The 19,543-nt window shown below is 35.7% G+C and carries 21 protein-coding genes; 10 read left to right on the top strand and 11 right to left on the bottom strand.

Annotated elements, in window-relative coordinates; all coding sequences use genetic code 11:
* Positions 1–11: 11 nt before the first annotated feature.
* From iscA to B9T35_RS12250, 5 genes are all read right to left on the bottom strand, one after another.
* Positions 12–332 (bottom strand): iron-sulfur cluster assembly protein IscA, encoded by a 321-nt coding sequence (iscA, locus tag B9T35_RS12270; protein WP_086191392.1) that lies wholly within the window; start codon positions 330–332, stop codon positions 12–14.
* Positions 333–360: 28 nt separating this feature from the next.
* The gene (gene iscU / locus B9T35_RS12265; RefSeq protein WP_086191391.1) at positions 361–747 is read right to left on the bottom strand and encodes a Fe-S cluster assembly scaffold IscU; all 387 of its coding nucleotides are present in this window, start codon (positions 745–747) and stop codon (positions 361–363) included.
* Positions 748–876: 129 nt separating this feature from the next.
* Positions 877–2,094 (bottom strand): IscS subfamily cysteine desulfurase, encoded by a 1,218-nt coding sequence (locus tag B9T35_RS12260; protein WP_086191390.1) that lies wholly within the window; start codon positions 2,092–2,094, stop codon positions 877–879.
* Position 2,095: 1 nt separating this feature from the next.
* On the bottom strand, positions 2,096–2,569 hold the full coding sequence (locus tag B9T35_RS12255) for an Rrf2 family transcriptional regulator (protein WP_086191389.1): 474 nt from the start codon (positions 2,567–2,569) through the stop codon (positions 2,096–2,098).
* A 137-nt stretch (positions 2,570–2,706) separates the two neighbouring features.
* Positions 2,707–3,360: a hypothetical protein gene (locus B9T35_RS12250; RefSeq protein WP_086191388.1), complete on the bottom strand. Its 654-nt coding sequence runs from the start codon at positions 3,358–3,360 to the stop codon at positions 2,707–2,709.
* 251 nt (positions 3,361–3,611) lie between these two features.
* Between B9T35_RS12250 and B9T35_RS12245 the strand changes: the two genes are divergently transcribed.
* The 3 genes from B9T35_RS12245 (at position 3,612) to B9T35_RS12235 (ending at position 6,460) form a co-directional block, all read left to right on the top strand.
* Complete coding sequence (locus B9T35_RS12245; RefSeq protein ID WP_086191448.1) at positions 3,612–4,022, top strand: phasin family protein; 411 nt, start codon at positions 3,612–3,614, stop codon at positions 4,020–4,022.
* A 167-nt stretch (positions 4,023–4,189) separates the two neighbouring features.
* Complete coding sequence (locus B9T35_RS12240) at positions 4,190–4,462, top strand: HU family DNA-binding protein (RefSeq protein WP_086191387.1); 273 nt, start codon at positions 4,190–4,192, stop codon at positions 4,460–4,462.
* A gap of 129 nt (positions 4,463–4,591) precedes the next feature.
* A complete protein-coding gene (locus B9T35_RS12235) occupies positions 4,592–6,460 on the top strand; it encodes a SurA N-terminal domain-containing protein (protein ID WP_086191386.1) in 1,869 nt (622 codons plus the stop codon).
* Between the two features lie 132 nt (positions 6,461–6,592).
* On the opposite strand, the gene B9T35_RS12230 is transcribed toward B9T35_RS12235, so the two are convergent.
* Complete coding sequence (locus B9T35_RS12230) at positions 6,593–7,516, bottom strand: AraC family transcriptional regulator (protein ID WP_086191385.1); 924 nt, start codon at positions 7,514–7,516, stop codon at positions 6,593–6,595.
* Positions 7,517–7,705: 189 nt separating this feature from the next.
* On the opposite strand from B9T35_RS12230, the gene B9T35_RS12225 reads away from it, so the two are divergent.
* The 3 genes from B9T35_RS12225 (at position 7,706) to B9T35_RS12215 (ending at position 11,437) form a co-directional block, all read left to right on the top strand.
* The gene (locus B9T35_RS12225) at positions 7,706–8,920 is read left to right on the top strand and encodes an alkane 1-monooxygenase (protein WP_086191447.1); all 1,215 of its coding nucleotides are present in this window, start codon (positions 7,706–7,708) and stop codon (positions 8,918–8,920) included.
* 331 nt (positions 8,921–9,251) lie between these two features.
* Positions 9,252–10,979 (top strand): thiamine pyrophosphate-dependent enzyme, encoded by a 1,728-nt coding sequence (locus B9T35_RS12220; RefSeq protein ID WP_086191384.1) that lies wholly within the window; start codon positions 9,252–9,254, stop codon positions 10,977–10,979.
* Positions 10,976–11,437 (top strand): MEKHLA domain-containing protein, encoded by a 462-nt coding sequence (locus B9T35_RS12215; protein WP_086191383.1) that lies wholly within the window; start codon positions 10,976–10,978, stop codon positions 11,435–11,437. Before B9T35_RS12220 ends, B9T35_RS12215 begins: the two co-directional genes overlap by 4 nt.
* Positions 11,438–11,504: 67 nt before the next feature.
* Here B9T35_RS12215 and B9T35_RS12210 read toward each other — a convergent pair whose 3' ends face one another.
* The 5 genes from B9T35_RS12210 to B9T35_RS12190 form a co-directional block, all read right to left on the bottom strand.
* Complete coding sequence (locus B9T35_RS12210) at positions 11,505–12,008, bottom strand: GNAT family N-acetyltransferase (RefSeq protein WP_086191382.1); 504 nt, start codon at positions 12,006–12,008, stop codon at positions 11,505–11,507.
* 156 nt (positions 12,009–12,164) lie between these two features.
* The gene (locus tag B9T35_RS12205) at positions 12,165–13,364 is read right to left on the bottom strand and encodes an acyl-CoA dehydrogenase family protein (RefSeq protein ID WP_086191381.1); all 1,200 of its coding nucleotides are present in this window, start codon (positions 13,362–13,364) and stop codon (positions 12,165–12,167) included.
* Between the two features lie 31 nt (positions 13,365–13,395).
* A complete protein-coding gene (locus B9T35_RS12200; RefSeq protein ID WP_171264277.1) occupies positions 13,396–14,682 on the bottom strand; it encodes an acyl-CoA dehydrogenase family protein in 1,287 nt (428 codons plus the stop codon).
* Positions 14,683–14,934: 252 nt separating this feature from the next.
* Positions 14,935–16,308 (bottom strand): ABC1 kinase family protein, encoded by a 1,374-nt coding sequence (locus B9T35_RS12195; protein ID WP_086191379.1) that lies wholly within the window; start codon positions 16,306–16,308, stop codon positions 14,935–14,937.
* A gap of 169 nt (positions 16,309–16,477) precedes the next feature.
* Positions 16,478–16,783, bottom strand: a complete 306-nt coding sequence (locus B9T35_RS12190) for a hypothetical protein (RefSeq protein ID WP_086191378.1) — start codon at positions 16,781–16,783, stop codon at positions 16,478–16,480.
* A 172-nt stretch (positions 16,784–16,955) separates the two neighbouring features.
* Between B9T35_RS12190 and B9T35_RS12185 the strand changes: the two genes are divergently transcribed.
* The 4 genes from B9T35_RS12185 (at position 16,956) to prmB (ending at position 19,530) form a co-directional block, all read left to right on the top strand.
* Positions 16,956–17,336 carry a hypothetical protein gene (locus B9T35_RS12185; protein ID WP_139842026.1) on the top strand — a complete coding sequence of 127 codons (381 nt, stop codon included), beginning with the start codon at positions 16,956–16,958 and terminating at the stop codon, positions 17,334–17,336.
* A 240-nt stretch (positions 17,337–17,576) separates the two neighbouring features.
* Positions 17,577–17,801: a hypothetical protein gene (locus B9T35_RS12180; RefSeq protein WP_086191376.1), complete on the top strand. Its 225-nt coding sequence runs from the start codon at positions 17,577–17,579 to the stop codon at positions 17,799–17,801.
* 205 nt (positions 17,802–18,006) lie between these two features.
* On the top strand, positions 18,007–18,402 hold the full coding sequence (locus B9T35_RS12175; RefSeq protein ID WP_086191375.1) for a lysozyme inhibitor LprI family protein: 396 nt from the start codon (positions 18,007–18,009) through the stop codon (positions 18,400–18,402).
* 117 nt (positions 18,403–18,519) lie between these two features.
* Complete coding sequence (gene prmB / locus B9T35_RS12170; protein ID WP_086191374.1) at positions 18,520–19,530, top strand: 50S ribosomal protein L3 N(5)-glutamine methyltransferase; 1,011 nt, start codon at positions 18,520–18,522, stop codon at positions 19,528–19,530.
* Positions 19,531–19,543 lie beyond the last annotated feature (13 nt).

Genomic DNA, 19,543 nt, shown 5'->3' with positions numbered 1-19,543 from the left:
GTTAATGTGTTTTAAACTGTGAAAGATTCACCGCAACCACATTCTCCCTTTTTATTGGGGTTATTGAATTCGAAACCTTCATTAAGACCATTTTTTACATAGTCCATTTCCATGCCTTCTAAATAGACAAGGCTTTTCGGATCAACGAAAACTTTCACACCAAACTGTTCAAAAGCTTGGTCATGTAAATCGATATCATCTACAAATTCAAGTACATAAGCCAAACCAGAACAGCCTGAAGTTTTCACGCCAACGCGAATACCTTCACCCTTACCGCGATTTTTTAAGTAATTGCTGATATGAGTTGCAGCACTTTCGGTTAGATTGATCATGAAAACTCCATTTATCAACTGGGTAAAATTAAACTTTTACTTTTTTGCTACGATAGTCTTGTACAGCGGCTTTGATTGCATCTTCAGCAAGAACAGAGCAGTGTACTTTTACAGGTGGTAGCGCAAGTTCAGTCGCAATGTCAATATTTTTAATGGCTTGAGCTTGATCTAAAGATTTACCTTTTAACCATTCTGTAACCAATGAACTAGAAGCAATTGCTGAGCCACAACCATAAGTTTTAAAACGTGCTTCTTCAATAATGCCATCGTCATTCACTTGGATTTGAAGACGCATAACATCGCCACATGCAGGTGCACCGACCATACCTGTACCAACATTTTCAGCATTTTTATCTAAAACACCAACATTACGAGGGTTTTCGTAATGATCAATTACTTTTTCGCTATAAGCCATGATGCGTCTCCAAACCTCGGGGTCAGCCGTTGATAACAATAATTGTTAACGACGAATATTCTTAATAAATATATGGGGGCATCTGAGTGATTTACAATTGAATAAAATCACAAAGATGCCTTCAAATGATTAGTGTTCAGCCCATTCAACTGTGCTTAAATCAATACCGTCTTTGTACATATCCCAAAGTGGAGAAAGATCACGCAATTTTTGTACAGCAGCTTTCGTCACTTCTAATACATGATCAATATCTGCTTCAGTGGTGTATTTACCAAAGCTGAAACGAATTGAACTATGAGCAAGCTCATCAGACAAACCTAATGCACGAAGTACATAAGATGGTTCAAGTGTTGCAGAAGTACATGCAGAACCTGAAGAAACTGCAGCATCTTTCAATGCCATCATCAATGATTCGCCTTCAACGAAGTTAAAGCTGACGTTGAGATAGTTTGCAACGTTGAATTCTGGGTGACCATTCAGGAAGACTTGTTCTAAACCTTGTAGACCATTCCACAATCTGTCACGCAATACACGTAAACGCGTTTGTTCAGCATGTAAGTTTTTACCTGCAAGTTCAAATGCTTCACCCATACCGACAATTTGGTGAGTAGGGAGGGTACCAGAACGCATACCACGTTCATGACCACCGCCATGCATTTGTGCTTTAAGGCGAACACGTGGGCTACGGCATACAAAAAGTGCACCCATGCCTTTTGGTCCATAAATCTTGTGAGCAGAGAAGCTCATTAAATCAACTTTCATCGTAGAAAGATCGATTTCAACTTTACCTGCGGCTTGAGCAGCATCTACATGGAAATAGGTTTTATTAGCACGAGTTAATTCGCCAATTGCGGCAACATCTGTCACTGTACCAATTTCATTGTTAACCATCATCAGGGAAACAAGAATGGTGTCTGGACGAAGTTCAGCTTTAACCATTTCTGGTGTAATCAAACCTGTTTTTGGTTCAGGTTCAATATAGGTAATCTCGAAACCTTCTTGCTCTAATTCACGGCAAGTATCTAAAATTGCTTTGTGTTCAATTTTACTGGTAATAATATGTTTGCCTTTAGATACATAAAACTGAGCAACACCTTTTAGTGCAAGGTTGTCAGATTCTGTCGCACCAGATGTCCAAACGATTTCACGAGGATCTGCTTTAATTAAATTAGCAACTTGTTCGCGTGCATATTCAATTTTTTCTTCTGCTTGCCAACCATAAGCATGTGAACGAGACGCTGCATTACCAAATGTACCGTCAAACGTTAAACACTCCATCATGCGTTCTGCGACTTGAGGATCGACAGGTGTCGTTGCTGCGTAATCAAGATAAATTGGACGTTTCATGTCAAATACCTGTAACCGATAAAAGGGCTGAATCAAAACTTGCTGGATTTTGGCGAATGGCAACGGTTTGTACATTGTCACGAGCGACGAGATCAGCAAGAGAAATTTTAGCTAAATAATCGGCAATGTGGAGGGAGAGTTCTTGCCATAAATCATGCGTTAGACACATCGCACCATTTTGGCAGTTGCCTTTATGGTCGCAACGAGTTGCATCTACAGTTTCGTTTACAGCTTCAATGATTTCTAAAACAGTAATTTCGCTAGCACTACGCGCAAGATGATATCCACCATTTGCACCACGTACACTGGAAACTAAGCCGTGACGCTTTAATTTTGCAAATAATTGCTCTAGATAGGCAACTGAGATCGTTTGGCGTGTTGCAATTTCTGCAAGCGTGATCGTTTGTTCAATTGGCTGCAAAGCTAGGTCTAGAAGAGCAGTCACTGCGTAGCGACCGCGAGTGGTTAAGCGCATGATTCGATACACATGTTTAGACTAGATGCTTTGATTTTATGAATCCTGACTAAATTAGTCAAGTATTTTCTATTGAATTCCTACTAAATTTGTCAGGATTCTTCATATTAATTGTAAATTGATGTTTGTTCTTAAAATTAATTAAAAATTACATATAAATTGTACACTATTAACATAATAAATAGAATTCCAGTTACATAAAAAGCCACGCTCATGCGCTTTTTGCTTTTTTCAAGTTTTTTAACGCGATTTTGATATTGCTTAACTTCAACTTGTAATGTGTTGATTCTAGAACGTTGTTGATCAATTTTTTCTAATAAAGGAGCAATTCGTTTTTTTGAAGCGGTTGTTCGTTGATCATCATCAGGGTTGGTCAGCCATTTTGTCCAATCCGACATTAATTTGGGCATGGTTAAATGCATGACTAAATCACGAAATTCATCTTTTAAAGTTGAATCACCCTCTAAACGCATTTTTTTCATACTGCGTTTATTGGCAAATACAAAGATTTGAATAAAATCAATGATGGTACTGCTAATTGAAAGATCAACAGATTTTTCAGGTTCTTTTAAATCAAACAAAATCCCTTTGTCTGTGAACTGAATATAAAAATCAAAATAAGGAATGTAGCTATTCATTCGGATCGTGATTTGTTGTTCGACAAATTTTTTGGCTTGTAAGCGAACAACACGATCATGCTTCAATACGAAAGAATATATTGTCTCTAATATAATCATGACAATGTTCAGCAACAAACGAGTTTGACCTTGTTTTTGTTGCGAATCATCCATAAAAAAATCCTATAGCTAAAATAGAGAATCCAATCTCATTAAATTGTGATGGAGCGTTAACGTGTGCAAAAATAACAATACTTTGCTTTGTAGAACAGTTTTACAAAACGTTCAAGAGCTTTATTTGTTAATATAATGGTATTTTGTACATAATTAGCCACGAAAGCCAAAAAAACATTGAGGAGTTTAAGTCTATGGGAATAGATAGTAAAGATGATCACATAGAAAATTCTGAAGAAAATGTGAAAGATATGAACCAAGTGAGCTCTAAATCATCTCGTAAAGCAGCATTAGATTTTAGAAAATATACAAAACAAATTTGGTTGGCAGGTTTAGGCGCTTTTTCTAGAGCAGAAGAGGAAGGTAATAAGTTATTTGATACTTTAGTCAAAGTCGGTGAAGAGTTAGAGTCGAAAACTGTCGATTTAGCCGATGATGCTGTCAATAAAGTTGCAGAAAAAACCAAAGAATCTGTGACTGATACTAAAGATAAAGTTGAAAAGCTATTAGACCAACGTGTAAATCATTCATTAAATCGAATTGGTTTAGTGACTGCAAAAGATTTAAAGCATTTAGAAAATTTGATTTTAGAGTTGCATTCTAAGGTAGATGCTTTGGTTGAAGAAAATCAAAAATTGAAAGAAAAAATACAAAAAAAATGATGATGAGATAAAGGAAATCCCTATTTTTGCATTTTTTGTCGGTTATTTTTGTGAAAAGCGAGTTTGTAGTCTTGCGTTTTCCCCCAAAGCATTGCTATAAAGTCGTCATGGCCTTTTAAACTACAGCCTTGAATCTTAAACGAACGATATAAGAGGACGTAATCTTCATGAATAAATCAGAATTAATCGACGCGATTGCAGAGAAAGGGGGATTGTCTAAGTCCGATGCTGGTAAAGCATTAGATGCGACTATTGCTTCAATTGGTGAAGCATTGAAACAAGGTGACACTGTCACTTTAGTGGGTTTCGGTACATTTAGCGTTAAAGATCGTGCAGCTCGCACGGGTCGTAACCCTAAAACTGGTGAAGAACTACAAATTAAAGCAAGCAAAGTACCTAGCTTTAAAGCAGGTAAAGGTTTAAAAGATTCTGTAGCATAATCTTTTAGTTGCCAAAACGCGCCTTTATGGCGCGTTTTTTATGAAATATCTAAAATTATAATGTATTGCGCATTCATTCATTTTCGAATATCAGTTAGAATCCGTACGAAATAAAATATTGGAATACTTATGGAATCGTTTCGTAAAGTCATAAGGGGTTGGCTCGGTAAACTCCTACTCATTTTATTTTTAGCTCCTTTGGCTTTAGTCGGTATTGAGGGGTATTTTAGTGGGGGACAAAAAGCAGACGTAGCCAAAACAGTCAATGGTCAAGATATCTCTAAAAAAGACCTAGAAGCTCAGACGAAAAATTATAAAGATCAGTATTTATCAATGGCTCAGGGTGATGAGTCTTTATTGAATCAATCTTTTATTCAAAATGCTGCACTGGATGGTTTAATTTCACGTGCGCTTTTAATTCAACAGGCTGACAAACTGGGCATTTCATTAAGTGATTCTCAAATTGAACAAATGTTGGCACAACAACCAAGTTTCCAAGAAAATGGTAAATTTTCAGAAAACTTGTATGGTAATTATCTTCGTTCTATTGGTATGACCAGTCAGGCACTCATTGCAAATTTACGCCAAGATCATGCTTTGAAAATGCTGACAAGCAGCATTCTTGATAATTCTTTGGTGAGTAAGCTTGATGTTGAACAAATTTCGAATCTGCAATCAGAGAAGCGTAATTTATTTTTATCTAGTGTGAAATTAGATGATTATAAGAAAAATGTTCAGGTTTCAAATCAAGAAATCACAGATTATTACAACAAGCATAAAGATCAGTTTAAACAAACAGCTTCGGTTGATGTTGATTATGTAGTTTTAATGCCTGCAATGGTGGCTAAGCCAAATGTGACACCAACAGATGCAGAATTGAAACAAGCGTATACGCAATTTGTAGATAAGCAAAATAAAGATGCAAAACGTGAAGTTAAGCATATTTTAATTACAACAGATTCTCGTTCTGCGGCTGATGCTGAAAAGCTTGCAAATGAAGTTTATGCAAAAATTCAAGCGGGTATGCCATTTGCCCAAGCTGCAGCGCAATTTTCAGAAGATCCAAGCTCTAAAACAAAAGGCGGTTCATTAGACTCGTATGTTGCTGGATTCTTTGGGGATACTTTTGATAATGCTGTAAACACCTCTAAAAATGGTCAAGTTTCAAAACCTGTTAAAACTCAATTTGGTTATCATTTAATTGAGGCAAATACAGTTGCAACTGCGATTCCTTCTTTTGAAGAGAAAAAAGCAGATTTAATTGCAGACGTGATCAAGGCTAAAACTGCTAATATTTACTCAGATACAGTAAATAGTTTAAATGAGTTGGTCGTAAGTGGTGATGCTTTAGATGCCATTCCACAAGAAGTGAAAGACGCAAAAATTACTTCTGTGAATGCAGTGTCATTGTTAACAAAAGATCCAATTTTGTCGGATCCTAACGTTAAAATAAAACTATTTAACGATGATGTTAAAAATGGTGACAGAAATGCATCAAGCAATATTCAGTTGGCGAATGGTGATACTGTTTGGGTAAAAGTGCGTAATTACCATGAAGCAGGTGTACAACCTTTAGCTCAAGTGACTGCAAAAGTAAAAGCTAAACTGATTGATCAAAAAGCTTATGAAGCTGCAAAAGCGAAAGTCGCGACGATGTTGACGGACTTTAAAGCACAACCTGCTCAGCAAGTGTTAAGCAAACATGCATTGGCATTTGAACACGCAGGTGTATTTACACGTTCACAAGGTTTAAAACGTGAAATTGAACGTGTTGCTTTCAGTGTGCCCGTTCCAAAAGCAGGGATGTGGTCTGTTGCAACAGTATCATTACCCAATGAAATGGTTGTCGTTGCTGTTGCTGAAGTAACTAAAGCACCTGTTGATTCTCTTACACCTGCTCAAATTCAAGAGTTGGCGAAGCTATATCAACAATTGCGTGGTCAACAAGCATTGGCAGATTACACAGAATACTTAAAATCGCATGCTAAAATTAAATAATTAATTGATTTAAAAAAAGCGCTAAGGCGCTTTTTTTATTGCTTCATTTTTTCAGAATTGGATATTTATAAGCTTTTGATTTTAGATTATAAAAAATAGACCTTTTAAATAGCCTAAGCTTTAACCATTTTTTTAACCTTGTTGTTTATATTGACTAGGACTGAGTTCAAACTGCTTTTTAAAGGCTTGACTAAAAGCTGTTTCAGAAGAATAACCCACTTGATGCGCAATTTGTTGGATGGAAAGTTGACCTTGTTTAAGCAGTTGGCTGGCTAAACGTAAACGATGCTGTTGCAGATATGCCAGTGGTGTCTCACCAACAATTTGATTAAATAAACTGGCGAACTTAGAGCGGGACATACAACATTTTTCGGCTAAGCTTTCTACAGTCCAAGCAAGTTCAGGTTGACTGTGAATTACAGCCAATGCATTTGCAAGTTCAGGATGAATCAGTGCATTCAGCCAGTTGTTTTGATCATCTTGCAGTTGTTGAATATAGTCACGTACACATTCAATCATCATAATACTGACAATATGATCCATAATTTTATTACGACCCGCAGATGCACGCTGTGTTTCGGATGACACAAAATAAAGCCCAATTCTGAGCCACTCAGGTGCATCATGACTCAATGCATTTTGAATATGTAGGTAGGGTGGTAAGGCATTAACCAAAGGGCGAGCCATAATTGCATTCATTTGACAACGCACAGTGAGAATTAAGGTTTTTTCATGCTCACCTTGTCCAAATTCAATTGCATCATGTCTTAAACCATTAAATAAAGGCTCAATATTGATGGATTCAAGTAATTTATGATTTGCTTGGCTCATCACTTGATGTTCAAGCCCCGAAGGAATGAGCAGCATATCTCCTGTTTGTAGCGTTAAACGAAGCTGATTTGGAAAACTAAGATGTGCTTGTCCGTAAAGCACAATATGAGCAATTACAGCTGATTGTTCAGGACTATAAAAAGACCAGTTTCCTTTAGTCTGTAAATAAATATATTCAGAATGAATGAGATGAATATCCTCAAAAATTTTGCTTAATGCATCCATAAAATGAGTTCAATATCCTATTTTTATAAGCATATAAAATAAATAAAAATAATACATGTGCGAAAAGGACAAATGCGATGTAGAAGATGCCAAAGACTTTTTCATAGGTTTTTTGGACGCTTACAACTGTCTTTGTACGCTTGAATATTGAAATATATACATAAGCAGTAATATATGGAAGATGAAGCGATGAATGCACCAGTACAAATTACAGAACAACAATTACATGACGCTGTTGCTAAATCAGGATTAGCACTCGATAAAAAGCGCTATTTGTGGGCGATTAGTCCATCATTACCTGTTATTGGGATTGGGATTCTAGCAGGTTATCAATTTGCACCACGTCCGTTGAAAAAATTATTCGCAATTGGTGGTCCTTTAGTTTTACATGTGATTATTCCAACAATTGATACGCTGATTGGTAAAGATAAAAACAATCCAACTGCTGAAGATATTAAACTCCTTGAACAAGATCCTTATTATGCACGCTTGGTCAAAACATTTATTCCCTTACAATATATCGCCAATGTATATGCATGCTACTTAGTGAGTCGTAAAAATACTTCACTATTAGATAAAATCTTGTTGGGAATGTCGATGGGAGCAATCAATGGGATTGCCATTAATACAGCGCATGAACTTAGCCATAAATCTAGTCGTATCGATCATTTACTCTCACATTTGGCACTTGTACCATCAGCGTATAATCATTTCCGTATTGAACATCCGTATGGGCACCATAAGCGTGCTGCAACGCCAGAGGATCCTGCATCTTCAAAAATGGGCGAAACATTCTATGAGTTCTTACCACGGACAGTGATAGGCTCATTTAAATCTGCGGTTGAAATAGAAACACGCCGTTTAAAACGTAAAAATTTATCTTTCTGGTCGAAAGACAATGAGCTTTTGCAAGGGTGGAGTATGACGGCAGCTTTTCATGGTTCAATGATTGCCTTATTTGGCAAAGAGACGATTCCTTACTTATTGACGCAATCTGCATATAGTATTGGTTTATTCGAAATCATTAATTATATTGAACATTATGGTTTGTTGCGTCAAAAAGATGAACAAGGTAAATATGAGCGGACGATGCCTGAACACAGTTGGAACAATAATAATATTGTGACCAATCTATTCTTATATCAATTACAGCGCCATTCAGATCATCATGCTTATCCAACACGTCCATTCCAAGCATTGCGACATTTTGATGAAGCGCCGGAACTGCCAAGTGGATATGCAAGTATGCTGTTACCCGCACTTATTCCATCTTTGTGGTTTAAGATGATGGATAAGCGAGTATTTGATCATTATCAAGGGGATTTAAATAAAGCCAATATTCATCCAAAACGACGCACAAAGCTTTTTAAAAAATTTGGTGTTCTGGATAAGTTACTCAGCTAAACAGTATCTTAGGTATAAAAAGGGCTCATTTTGAGCTTTTTTTACGTCTGATATAGATCTAAAACTATTTTGATGGAAGTTTGACTAATTCTTAGTGAGGTAGGAGTTCATTTTAGTAACATGAGTTAAAAATATGATGATAGCAAGTAAAAATTAGGCATTGTCTGTAGAGTGAATATAAGAATAACAGGGCTCTGTAGATAATAAAATTTTTAAAATATTAAGTACTCGTCATTATCTATTTAATATGTGTTTTTAGTAGAAAAAATAGCCTGATAATCATTAAATTAATGTGATATTTATTATTTTCTAATAAAAGTGGACATTAACCATGAGTAGAGAAAATACGACTTTTTCCTTAACAGGGTATGAGGTTTTATTTGAATTTTTCCAACGTTTAGATATACAACTTTTTAGCGGGGTTACAGGAGGAGGAGTCATACATTTTCTTAAATACATCTCTCCTTGGTCAGAATTAAAAAATAATGGAACTCGTTTTTTTACTTTAGCAGAATATAGTGCAGGTTTTGTACCCTTAGGATATTACTTATCTACTGGAAAAATTGCAGCCAGTGTAGCAACTCTAGGAGCGGCAACAAAACTTCTTACATGTGGACTGAGTGATGCTAAATTACATGATATTCCAGCTGTATATATTGTCCCTGCTTATGATAAAGACTTATTTGGAAAAGCTCCGTTACAAGATAGTTCATCGCTTGGGAATAATATGATTGAGCAACTTAAAGCTGAATCACCTGAAAGTGTTTTTGTTTTTGATGATGTAACAACGATTAAAAATTTATTGGTTTTAGCTGAAGAACGATTATTTAACTCTAAACCTATTGTTTTTGTTCTTATCCATTCTGTACTCTCACAGCCTATTTTAAATACTAAAGATGAAATAAAAATATTTCATCCAAAATTTAAGGAGTATTTGAGCTTAGAAATGAAAATGTTTGTTTCTAAACTTATAAAAATGTCTAAAAATAAAAAAATTACAATTTTAGTTGGTGAGGAAATGGCAAGATATTCGAATGCCAAAACTCTCTTGAATAACCTTGCTGATAAAATAAAACCTTATTTAGTATGGAGTATGAATGGGGCAAATGCAGTAGATCGAAATAATCCATATTCTTATGGATACCTTGGATTTGGTGGTAACGACTTGGCGATTAACCACTTTCAGAATCTGAATGAAGACGATGTCCTATTGGTATTGGGCGCTTGCCCAGATGAATATACCGTTAATTTAAAAAACTTTACAGCGGGTTCAACTTTTTTCTGTGGGCATATTTTAAATGCCTATGGCCAAATTAATCAGACATTTGAACACCGTGCTCAGAATGAGTATATCCATTTATATGCTGCTTTAGATGAATTGATTTCTGAGTTACTAAACCAAGAACATATTTTTGAAAACTTAAATGCCCCAGTAGCTCCATTGAATTTGAATATTCGACAAATTACTCCTCCTTGTCAGAAATATGTAAATATGGAACATTTTTATCAACAGATAGATTTATGGTGGCCAGAAAAATCAATAGCGTTTAGTGATGTGTGCCTAGCTTATAAAGATCGTCAATATGTAACTCAACGACCTCATAATAACGTTGATTTCTATTCACTTTATAGAGGTTCTGCAATGGGATATTCACTGGGTGCAGCTATTGGCGCAAAATTAGCTAAACCCACTCAGCATGTCTTTATTTTCACGGGTGACGGTTGTTTTAAATTGTTTTCAGGATCATTAGCAGAAGCTGCACATTTAGGAATCACTCTATTTGTTTTGAATAATCAGATGTTCTCAATTGTAGAGCAGGGATTAAAGACAATTTTAAGCGAAACATCGCCTGAATATTGGCATGCAAGTGTTATTCCAATTGACTATTGCTTATTGGCTCAAGCAAACGGTTGGCAAGCCAGAAAATTAAATCCAGATTTATCTAATCTGAGCGAAATTTTAAATATAGCTCTTGATTGTAAACAATCATTATTAGTAGAGATACCTGTTGATCCCGATCAATTGCTAGGAATTAATCCTCGAGTACATAATTTATGAAAGTAGAAACACTATTGATGTACATTAATCAAAGTTTTTTAAAATATATGGGGCGTAATCTACCAAGCCCAGACTTAACATCTGATTTTTTCGAATGGATAGATCAATTCGCACCATACCATTTACTTGCTCATAAGCATGATGTAGAACCAACGTTTATTTATGCTAATCAACAAGCAATAAAGACATTTGGATATACTTTGGATGAGTTTTTAAATTTAAAATCTAAATTGAGTGCTTCCGAAATAGATAGAGCTGAAAGATCAAGATTGTTAAATATCGTACAAGAAAATGGTATTGCAATGAATTATAAAGGGCCACGAGTGAAAAAAAATGGTGATTTATTTATGATCCAAAATGGTATTGTTTGGAAAATATTTGATGATCAAAATCAAGAAATAGGTCATGCCGCATTATTCTGGTTAGAAGAAAAACTACCTGAGTGGGCTGGAATTTAGAATCTGACCTATATAAAAATATTTCTCTATATAGATATCAGAAAATTTTACGTTTTAAGTAATTAATTTAGACTGGATGCTTAGAACTAATTTTTTTAAGCATCCAAATTTCGCAAGCATGACTATGACCTGTATTGCCTTTAGGGGATTCTAGATATTCAAAACCAAGTTTTTCATAGAGCTTCACAGCTTGCCAAAGTTCTTTGGTGGTTTCTAAGTAGCATGCTTTAAAATATTGCTTCTGAGCAAAATAAAAACTTTCTTGTAAAATTTTCTTTGCAAAACCCAAACCACGAATTTCAGGTAGAAAATACATTTTTTGAATTTCAAGAATACTGTTATCACCTTGAAGCGGAGATAAACCTCCCCCACCCAAGATTTGTCCGTGTTGATTTTCTACAACCCAATACTGGGCATTTGGTTGACTATAGACATCATATAAATGATCTAAAGTAGGGTCAGCAACAGCAAAGCCTGATTCAGGTGCTAATCCAAATTCTTTAGAAACTTCACGAATAATACGTGCAAGTTCAGCATTATCTCTGGCTTGTATCGGTCTTAATTGGTACATATCAAAATTGATAAAAATAAAAAAGATAGACTTTTATAATACGATGCTTTGTATAAGTCTATCTTTTCTAAGTTATTTGGTGATGTGAATAAGATTGTTTTTTATTCCCTTTAATTTCTTCTCGAAGGAGAAGCTAAAGGGCTTTTTACAAGAAGTTTATTTTAATTCACTTGATGATTTACCTAATTCACGGCGAGCAATAATCAATTGTTGAATTTGTTGTGTGCCTTCAAAAATATCGAGAATTTTTGAATCACGCGCCCATTTTTCTAATAACTCATCTTCGTTATAACCTACACTTGCAGCCAACTCGACACAACGTAAAGTAATTTCATTACAAATACGACCTGCTTTGGCTTTAGAAATTGAAGCTTCACGAGAGTTTGGTTTTTTATTATCTGCCATCCAAGCCGCTCGCATGGTCAGTAAACGCGCAGCTTCCCACTCCGCTTCCATACGATAAATTTGTGCCGCAATGTGAGAAGTTTGTAGATAGGGTGTTGAATAATCTGCATCTAAAGAATCTTTAAAAATTTCTTTAATACGCTCTAAAGATGCTTTGGCACAACCAACAGCCATGGCAGCAACCAATGGACGTGTATTGTCAAAGGTTTCCATAACCCCTGCAAAACCTTTGGCAACATCAATTTCTTCATTACCCAATAGATTCGCTGCAGGAACACGACAATCAATAAAACTTATGGCTGCTGTATCAGATGCTTTGATACCAAGTTTATGCTCAAGACGTTCAACTTTCATACCTGCTGTACCTTTAGGCACAACAAAAGATTTAATCGCAGCACGACCTAGTTTTTTATCCAATGTTGCCCAAACGACAACAGAATCAGCACGTTCGCCTGATGTCACAAAAATCTTTTCACCATTTAAAATGTAATGATCACCATCTTTGGTCGCCGTAGTACGAATTGCAGCCGAATCTGAACCACAACCTGGTTCAGTAATGGCCATTGCTGCCCAAGTACCTTTAAAGCGTTCAAGTTGTTCATCATTTGCAACCGCTGCAATAGCAGAGTTACCTAAACCTTGACGTGGCATACTTAATAATAAGCCAGTATCGCCATAACACATTTCAATTACACCCAATGCTGTTGACATATTGGTGCCATTTTTATTGCTGCTATCAGTATTGCCACGCTTATTGATTGCAGCACCAGCATTCATGCCATCACCACCATCATTCATCCCATCCAGTAGTGAAGCAAGCATATCCAGTTCTTTAGGATAAGCATGTTCAGCTTTATCATACTTACGTGAAATTGGGCGAAGTACATTTAATGCTGTTTCGTGTGCTTGATCCAAAAGCATTTTGAATTTTTTAGGATTTTGTAAATTCATGATTCATATTCCTTATTGTTCTACTTATGGATTAAGCATGTAAGCCTGAATGTACAATTGCTGTTGCACGTAAATCACGATACCAACGCTCTACTGGATGTTCTTTAGTAAAACCATGACCACCTAAAATTTGTACGCCATTGGTCCCGATTAACATCGATTTCTCAGCGCAAAGTAAACGTGCTAAATACGCCTCACGATGAAATGATTGTCCTGCCTCAGCAAGACTGGCTGCATTTAAAACCAACATACGCATGGCATCAATTTCAATCGCCATATCTGCAATCATAAAAGCAACACTTTGACGATGAGAAATTGGCTCACCAAAAGCTGTACGTTCATTGGCATATTTAACACAATATTCTTTCACCGCTTCGCATGTGCCCACAGCCATGGCACACCACATCAAATTTCCTAAATCAAGGAAAGCGGTGTAGTTAAAGTCTTCATCACCTAAGCGCTCAGCAGGGGTATTATTGAATTTTAACGTGACTGTTTCAGTTGCTTTTAAGCCCATTGCAGGCGTTTTTTTAGAGGTAATACTGCCATCACGTTTTACAATGAATACTTCAGGTGTGCCATTCAGTTCAGCATTCACCACCAATAAATCAGCAGTTTCACCTAGAATAACTAAAGTTTTTTCACCTGTAATGGAATATTGTCCATTACTTGAAGTCGCTTTAGTTTTAAGGCGGAATGGATTAAATGCAGGCGTTGCTTCTTGAATCGCAAACGTCGCTTGAATATCTGCATCTTCAGCAAAGCCAGGTAAATATGTTGTCTGAACTTTTTCTGATCCCCATTGCATAATGGTATTAATCACACTAAAAGTTGAAAGTAAGCCGGCTGTTAAGCTGAAATCACCTTTTGCTAAACGTTCTGCAATTAAAATATTACTGATAATATTTTTTTCTGAAGCAACACCGCCTAAAGCTTCAGGCAGGGCATAATAATTTAAGCCCAAATTCGTGCTGTGTTCCCAGAGTTCTTTTGGAAAAGTCTCATTTTGATCGGCATTATGTGCCAAAGTATAAAGAACCTCAGATGCAAATTGATCCATCGCATCACAAGTCATTTGTTGTTCTTCAGTCAGACTTAGATCGAACAGTGATTTTTGTTGATTCGGCAACCGTTGTTTACTGACATTGGAATCGGACTTAAAGACTTTTTGTGTGGTACTGAGTGTTTTAAAACCGACTTTTGAACCTTGATACAAAGATTTTTCTACAAACTTACGTAGTTTGAGTTGATCAAGTATGTCGCTTCCTGCAATTTTTGTGATTAGCGCTAAGCCCAACCCCTGAGCTTTGTTTGCCATATTGGTCATTATAATACCCTGTGTTTTTTAGTGTTGGTATGTGATTATCCTGACATGCAAATAAATAAAAAACTATGTCAAAGCTGACAATCTTATTGACCAAAGATGTACATTGAAAAATGAGTTTGAACTGTATTTATAATTTTGATTTTAAATATTATTTTGTTTTTTAAATTATCCAACAAAAGTTGGTTGTTGACTAAAATGACAAAACTGAACATGTCACCTATATCATTTTAGTCAAATGAAAAATCAAATAAAAGGTGTAATCATTTTACGTACATTGGTTTTTGCTTCAATGACGGTCATAAAGGTATAAGCACCAATAAATTTACGGCTAATAAACATAAATTCTTTGGGCGGGATGCTAAAATAACGAGATGCCATCGATTTTGAAGCACGTTGCATTACACGACTATGTAATTGGCTTTTTTTCCAATCGTAACGGTTTTGTTCATCCATTACGCCTTCAGGTAAGTCAGGATTATTCGCCAAAGTGCTGAATGCTTCTGTTGCTAATAGAAATACTTTTGCCATACCCGGTTTAACATCTGACGGCATACCATCAAAAAATTCATAACCAGACATCGAGCGAACCATAGCATCTTCGTTGTGGTCATAGCCTGCATGAATCAAATTGCGCGCAACCGTTAATAATTGAGTGTCAAACTGACGAATAGCACCAAAGTCGAGCAAAATAATTTTATCTAGAATATCTGTACCATTCCCCAAACGAACCAAGTAGTTACCAAAGTTTGGATCAGTTTGCATTTCACCCCATTCAAATAGCTCACGAACCGCAATTTCAAGTGAAGCTTCACCCAATAAATTACGACGTTCTTGAGGTAGAGAGAGCATGACAGGGCTATTGATTGGTACACCCCGTTCAAAGGTCATGCACAACACTTGATCTGTACAATAATCATCAATAATATCGGGTACTTCATAACGAGCATCATCTTTCAAACGATCTGCAAAACGACGTGTGGTTGCCGCTTCTAGTCGGTAATTGACTTCACGATGCATCATTTCCTTAACTTCATCAAACCACTGATCAAACTCACGGGTTTGTGGAACCATACGTGTAAGTTTGAGCATGTTTTTAAACAAACTCATATCTGAATCAATGGCATTCGCTACACCCGGATATTGAACTTTAAGCACAATTTCCAAGCCATCAGATTTACGTATTGCACGATGTACTTGCGCCAGAGAAGCTGTTCCAATAGGTTCATGATCAATGGTTAAATCATTTAATTTAGAACCCAATTGGCTTATAAGCTGTTCTTTAATCGCAGGCCAAGCAAGTGCAACCGTTTGATTGTTTAATGTATTTAAGGCTTGTGTAATTTCTTCTGGAAGAAAGTGTTCACCATAAAGTGCCATCATCTGACCAATTTTGACGATAGAGCCTTTAAGCTTACCAATTTCAGAAACTAAATATTCCGCTTGCTCTTTCATTGCTTTTTTACGTTTTTTTTCTTTTTCTTCTTCACTTGAGAATATAGAACTTGCACTAGAGGCTGCCCAACGTGAACCCGCCAGTAAGGATGCTTTCGCAATCGATAAGCGACGATCCATAGAGGATGTTTTTAACTGTTTAAGCTTCTCGTTCTGATCTGACATGAAGATTAAATCCTTTAAGCGATTCGAGCAGATGAATAATTGTAATGGATATTACATGGTCTGACCGTATTAAAATAGTTCAAACTGCTGAATAGTGGGTGTAATTTAAGTCAATCAAGATGATTGTAGTGCATTTGCATAAGATCCTGTTTTTAAATAAAACAGGATTTTACATATGAAATTGGATCTTCACATCATGATATTTCATGAGCTCTGATTTATTCGCTTCAATATACATAAAGATCATTTGTTTAACCGTTTGATCAAGAAAACCTAAGGCATAACCTTTCACAATAATAATACTGGGCAAGGTAAAAAAGAAGTATCGTGCATCGTCTAAAGTGGCTGTATCAAAAATGCCGTGTTCTGTTAAAGCGTGTTGAAAAAACTGCTTTTCAACTTGTACATTCGGACTTGTTTCGTCTTTCCAATAGTTTTGACGCATTGCCATTAAATTGTTGTGCTTATAACTCATTTCAATACTGAGAGCAGAAAATTAATCTATATATAGTGTCGGATTGCTTTGAAATCAAGTCATGGGAAACTGGAAAAGCACTGTTTTATCCTGATATGTGAATGAATTTGCTATCCTATTAGCGAGTTATTATTTTATGGATCAATAGGAAAAATACGAAATGGTTTGGGAAATGTTTAGAAAAGTTTTGGGGATCAGTATTTTATCTGTGTTTTCAATGTCAATTTATGCAGATCAATGTTTCTTTGCAAATACGAAAAATAATATACAAAAGTGCACAATTGATGAGGGCTTCTCAGCAGGTACACGTAAAGTTGTGTTGAATATTGCCAATAAAGAATATTTGATTGCCTATGAACATTGTCAAAATGAATTGTCTGAGCAGGGGTGTAATAAAGCCGAGATTCAAGTGAATGGTGGTGCGACTTTAAAAGCAAAAAGTTATTTAAGAAATGGTCAAAATAAGCAAATGATCTCAGATCAACAATGGTCATCCAGTAGCTTTGACTGTGTGAAAAGTTTGAACAATAAAGTTGATATTTGTTGGAATTAACACAAAGTATATATAGGTAATATTTGGTTTGATGCGTTTATGCAAAAGACAATGTAAATTGATTTTTGCATAAAGTCTTTTATGTGTTCTTCAAGGTGACAATAAAGAACTTACTGTTAATATCGATGTAGGATTTCTATTTGAAAAGTTAAATATGTTATTGAATTTGAGTAAATTCATCGGACTGTAAAAAAAGCATGTTAACTATTACAGTACTGTTAATACAAAGTGTGATGATTTATGGACAATTTAAATGCCAAGAAAGTAAATCGGTTGATTGAGGAGTTTTCTGAAAAAGGAAAAAAACCTGAAAAACTTGAGATAGGTTATAAAACCTATGCACGCTTAGTCGATGATGAAAAGTTTTACGATAAAGTCACTAAGTCTTCAGATTCCAAGGAAAGACTGTATAAAGGTATCAAGATTAAATTGGTTGCTGAAAAACATTATTTTCAAATCGTATAAATCAAGTTGCTTTCGCAATATCCTCTAAAGTAGATATAAATATTTGCTTTGTTATTCTGTTCGTCTTCTTTTAAACTTCATTAGAGATTCACCTCATTCGCTATGTATGACTTTTTTATTTCTTCATTTTGTTGAAATTCATATATTTCTCGAATGAGGTCGTTTTAAATACAAAAAATGAATTTTTAAAGTTGGGGGATTGAAGATGGCTTATAAATTTTGGGGTATGAGCGTGGCTTTATTGCTACCGATATTACCAATGCAAACTCAAGCAATGGGTTATAGCTCAAATTATGCAGTGTGTATGAGCTCTGCAGGAATCAGTAATAACAATAGTGCAAGTTGTATGAGTGATGAATTAAAAGCACAAGATAAGCGCGTGAAATCTTATTTTAATATTATTTTGTCTCAATATACGGCAGATGAAAGAAAGGCAAAGAAAAAGACCCAAAAACAATGGTTTGATTTTAGAGATAAAAGTTGTGATGAAAATAATCAATCTATTTCGATTGCACATAAATCACGATATTTAAGTTGTGCACTCAAAATGACAGTGCAACACGGCAATATGTTAGAGAAGCAATCTTATCGTTATCGCTAGATTCTTTTATCGATAGTGCCAGAACTCTGCATTGAAAAAGTGGAAAGCATTATAAATGTAATGCAAAACAAGGTATCATAAGGCGTTTAAAAAATATCGATTTTGGAGAAGCCTTAAGTGGATCAACTGACTATTAGCCCTGAACATTTACAGGAAGCCGCTGAAAACCTAATCACCATTCGCGATTTTATTCGCTTTGGTGTTTCAGCTCTACGTCAATATGATGCACATCTAGGTCAAGGTACAGAAGATTTCTTTGCTGAAAGCTCTGCTTTAGTATTGCAAACTTTGGCACTCGACTGGAATGCGAATCCAGAGATTTTAGATGCGAAATTATTGCCAAGTGAAAAAACAGAATTTATTAATTTACTTGAGCGTCGCATCAATGAAAAAGTTCCGACCTCATATTTATTGAATCTTGCCTATTTTTGTGACAAACCTTATTACGTTGACGAACGTGTACTCATTCCACGTTCACCGATTGCAGAACTCATTCAAAATCGTTTTGCGCCGTATTTTTTAGATGAAAATCGTCAAAGTCGCGAAGGTGTCAATAATCTTCCAGAAAATCCAAACCCACAAATGCCACGTCGCATTTTAGACATGTGCACGGGTTCAGGTTGTATTGCAATTGCGTTGAGTTATGCATTCCCAGAATCAGAAATAGATGCAACTGATATTTCTAAAGAAGCTTTAGAAGTGGCTTCAATTAATGCAGAACATCACAACATGCAGTATCAAGTTGCGTTACTTGAATCTGATTTGTTCTCTAAAATTCCTGCAGAAAATCAATATGATTTAATTGTATCTAATCCACCGTATGTAGATGCTGAAGACATGGCAGATTTACCTGCTGAGTTTTTACATGAGCCTGAATTGGCATTGGCAGCAGGGCAAGACGGTTTAGATCTTGTTCGTAAAATGCTTGCACAAGCTGCAGATTATTTAACTGAAGATGGTTTGATTGTCATTGAAGTGGGTAATTCTGAATGGGCAATGAAACAAAACTTTAATACTGTTGATTTCTACTGGTTACAATTCCAAAAAGGTGGTTCGGGCATTTTTGCTTTAACAGCAGAGCAATGTCGTACTTATAGAGATTTATTTATTCAATCCATTCAAGCATAAGGATTTGTGAGCA

Origin of the sequence: Acinetobacter sp. ANC 3832 (genome assembly GCF_002135415.1) — a bacterium.
GTDB lineage: Bacteria > Pseudomonadota > Gammaproteobacteria > Pseudomonadales > Moraxellaceae > Acinetobacter.
The sequence above is the reverse complement of the archived record's forward strand: the minus strand, read 5'-3'. Positions and strand labels throughout refer to the sequence as shown.

Bases quoted from the DNA above. Each gene is read 5' to 3' on its own strand.
- B9T35_RS12210 (WP_086191382.1), bottom strand. From the start codon at position 12,008: ATGTACCAATTAAGACCGATACAAGCCAGAGATAATGCTGAACTTGCA.
- B9T35_RS12255 (WP_086191389.1), bottom strand. From the start codon at position 2,569: ATGCGCTTAACCACTCGCGGTCGCTACGCAGTGACTGCTCTTCTAGAC.
- B9T35_RS12185 (WP_139842026.1), top strand. From the start codon at position 16,956: ATGTTTAGAAAAGTTTTGGGGATCAGTATTTTATCTGTGTTTTCAATG.
- B9T35_RS12230 (WP_086191385.1), bottom strand. From the start codon at position 7,516: ATGGATGCATTAAGCAAAATTTTTGAGGATATTCATCTCATTCATTCT.
- B9T35_RS12220 (WP_086191384.1), top strand. From the start codon at position 9,252: ATGAGTAGAGAAAATACGACTTTTTCCTTAACAGGGTATGAGGTTTTA.
- B9T35_RS12260 (WP_086191390.1), bottom strand. From the start codon at position 2,094: ATGAAACGTCCAATTTATCTTGATTACGCAGCAACGACACCTGTCGAT.
- iscU (WP_086191391.1), bottom strand. From the start codon at position 747: ATGGCTTATAGCGAAAAAGTAATTGATCATTACGAAAACCCTCGTAAT.
- B9T35_RS12200 (WP_171264277.1), bottom strand. From the start codon at position 14,682: ATGGCAAACAAAGCTCAGGGGTTGGGCTTAGCGCTAATCACAAAAATT.
- B9T35_RS12240 (WP_086191387.1), top strand. From the start codon at position 4,190: ATGAATAAATCAGAATTAATCGACGCGATTGCAGAGAAAGGGGGATTG.
- B9T35_RS12195 (WP_086191379.1), bottom strand. From the start codon at position 16,308: ATGTCAGATCAGAACGAGAAGCTTAAACAGTTAAAAACATCCTCTATG.
- B9T35_RS12225 (WP_086191447.1), top strand. From the start codon at position 7,706: ATGAATGCACCAGTACAAATTACAGAACAACAATTACATGACGCTGTT.
- B9T35_RS12175 (WP_086191375.1), top strand. From the start codon at position 18,007: ATGGCTTATAAATTTTGGGGTATGAGCGTGGCTTTATTGCTACCGATA.
- B9T35_RS12245 (WP_086191448.1), top strand. From the start codon at position 3,612: ATGAACCAAGTGAGCTCTAAATCATCTCGTAAAGCAGCATTAGATTTT.
- B9T35_RS12235 (WP_086191386.1), top strand. From the start codon at position 4,592: ATGGAATCGTTTCGTAAAGTCATAAGGGGTTGGCTCGGTAAACTCCTA.
- iscA (WP_086191392.1), bottom strand. From the start codon at position 332: ATGATCAATCTAACCGAAAGTGCTGCAACTCATATCAGCAATTACTTA.
- B9T35_RS12190 (WP_086191378.1), bottom strand. From the start codon at position 16,783: ATGAGTTATAAGCACAACAATTTAATGGCAATGCGTCAAAACTATTGG.
- B9T35_RS12180 (WP_086191376.1), top strand. From the start codon at position 17,577: ATGGACAATTTAAATGCCAAGAAAGTAAATCGGTTGATTGAGGAGTTT.
- B9T35_RS12250 (WP_086191388.1), bottom strand. From the start codon at position 3,360: ATGGATGATTCGCAACAAAAACAAGGTCAAACTCGTTTGTTGCTGAAC.
- B9T35_RS12205 (WP_086191381.1), bottom strand. From the start codon at position 13,364: ATGAATTTACAAAATCCTAAAAAATTCAAAATGCTTTTGGATCAAGCA.
- B9T35_RS12215 (WP_086191383.1), top strand. From the start codon at position 10,976: ATGAAAGTAGAAACACTATTGATGTACATTAATCAAAGTTTTTTAAAA.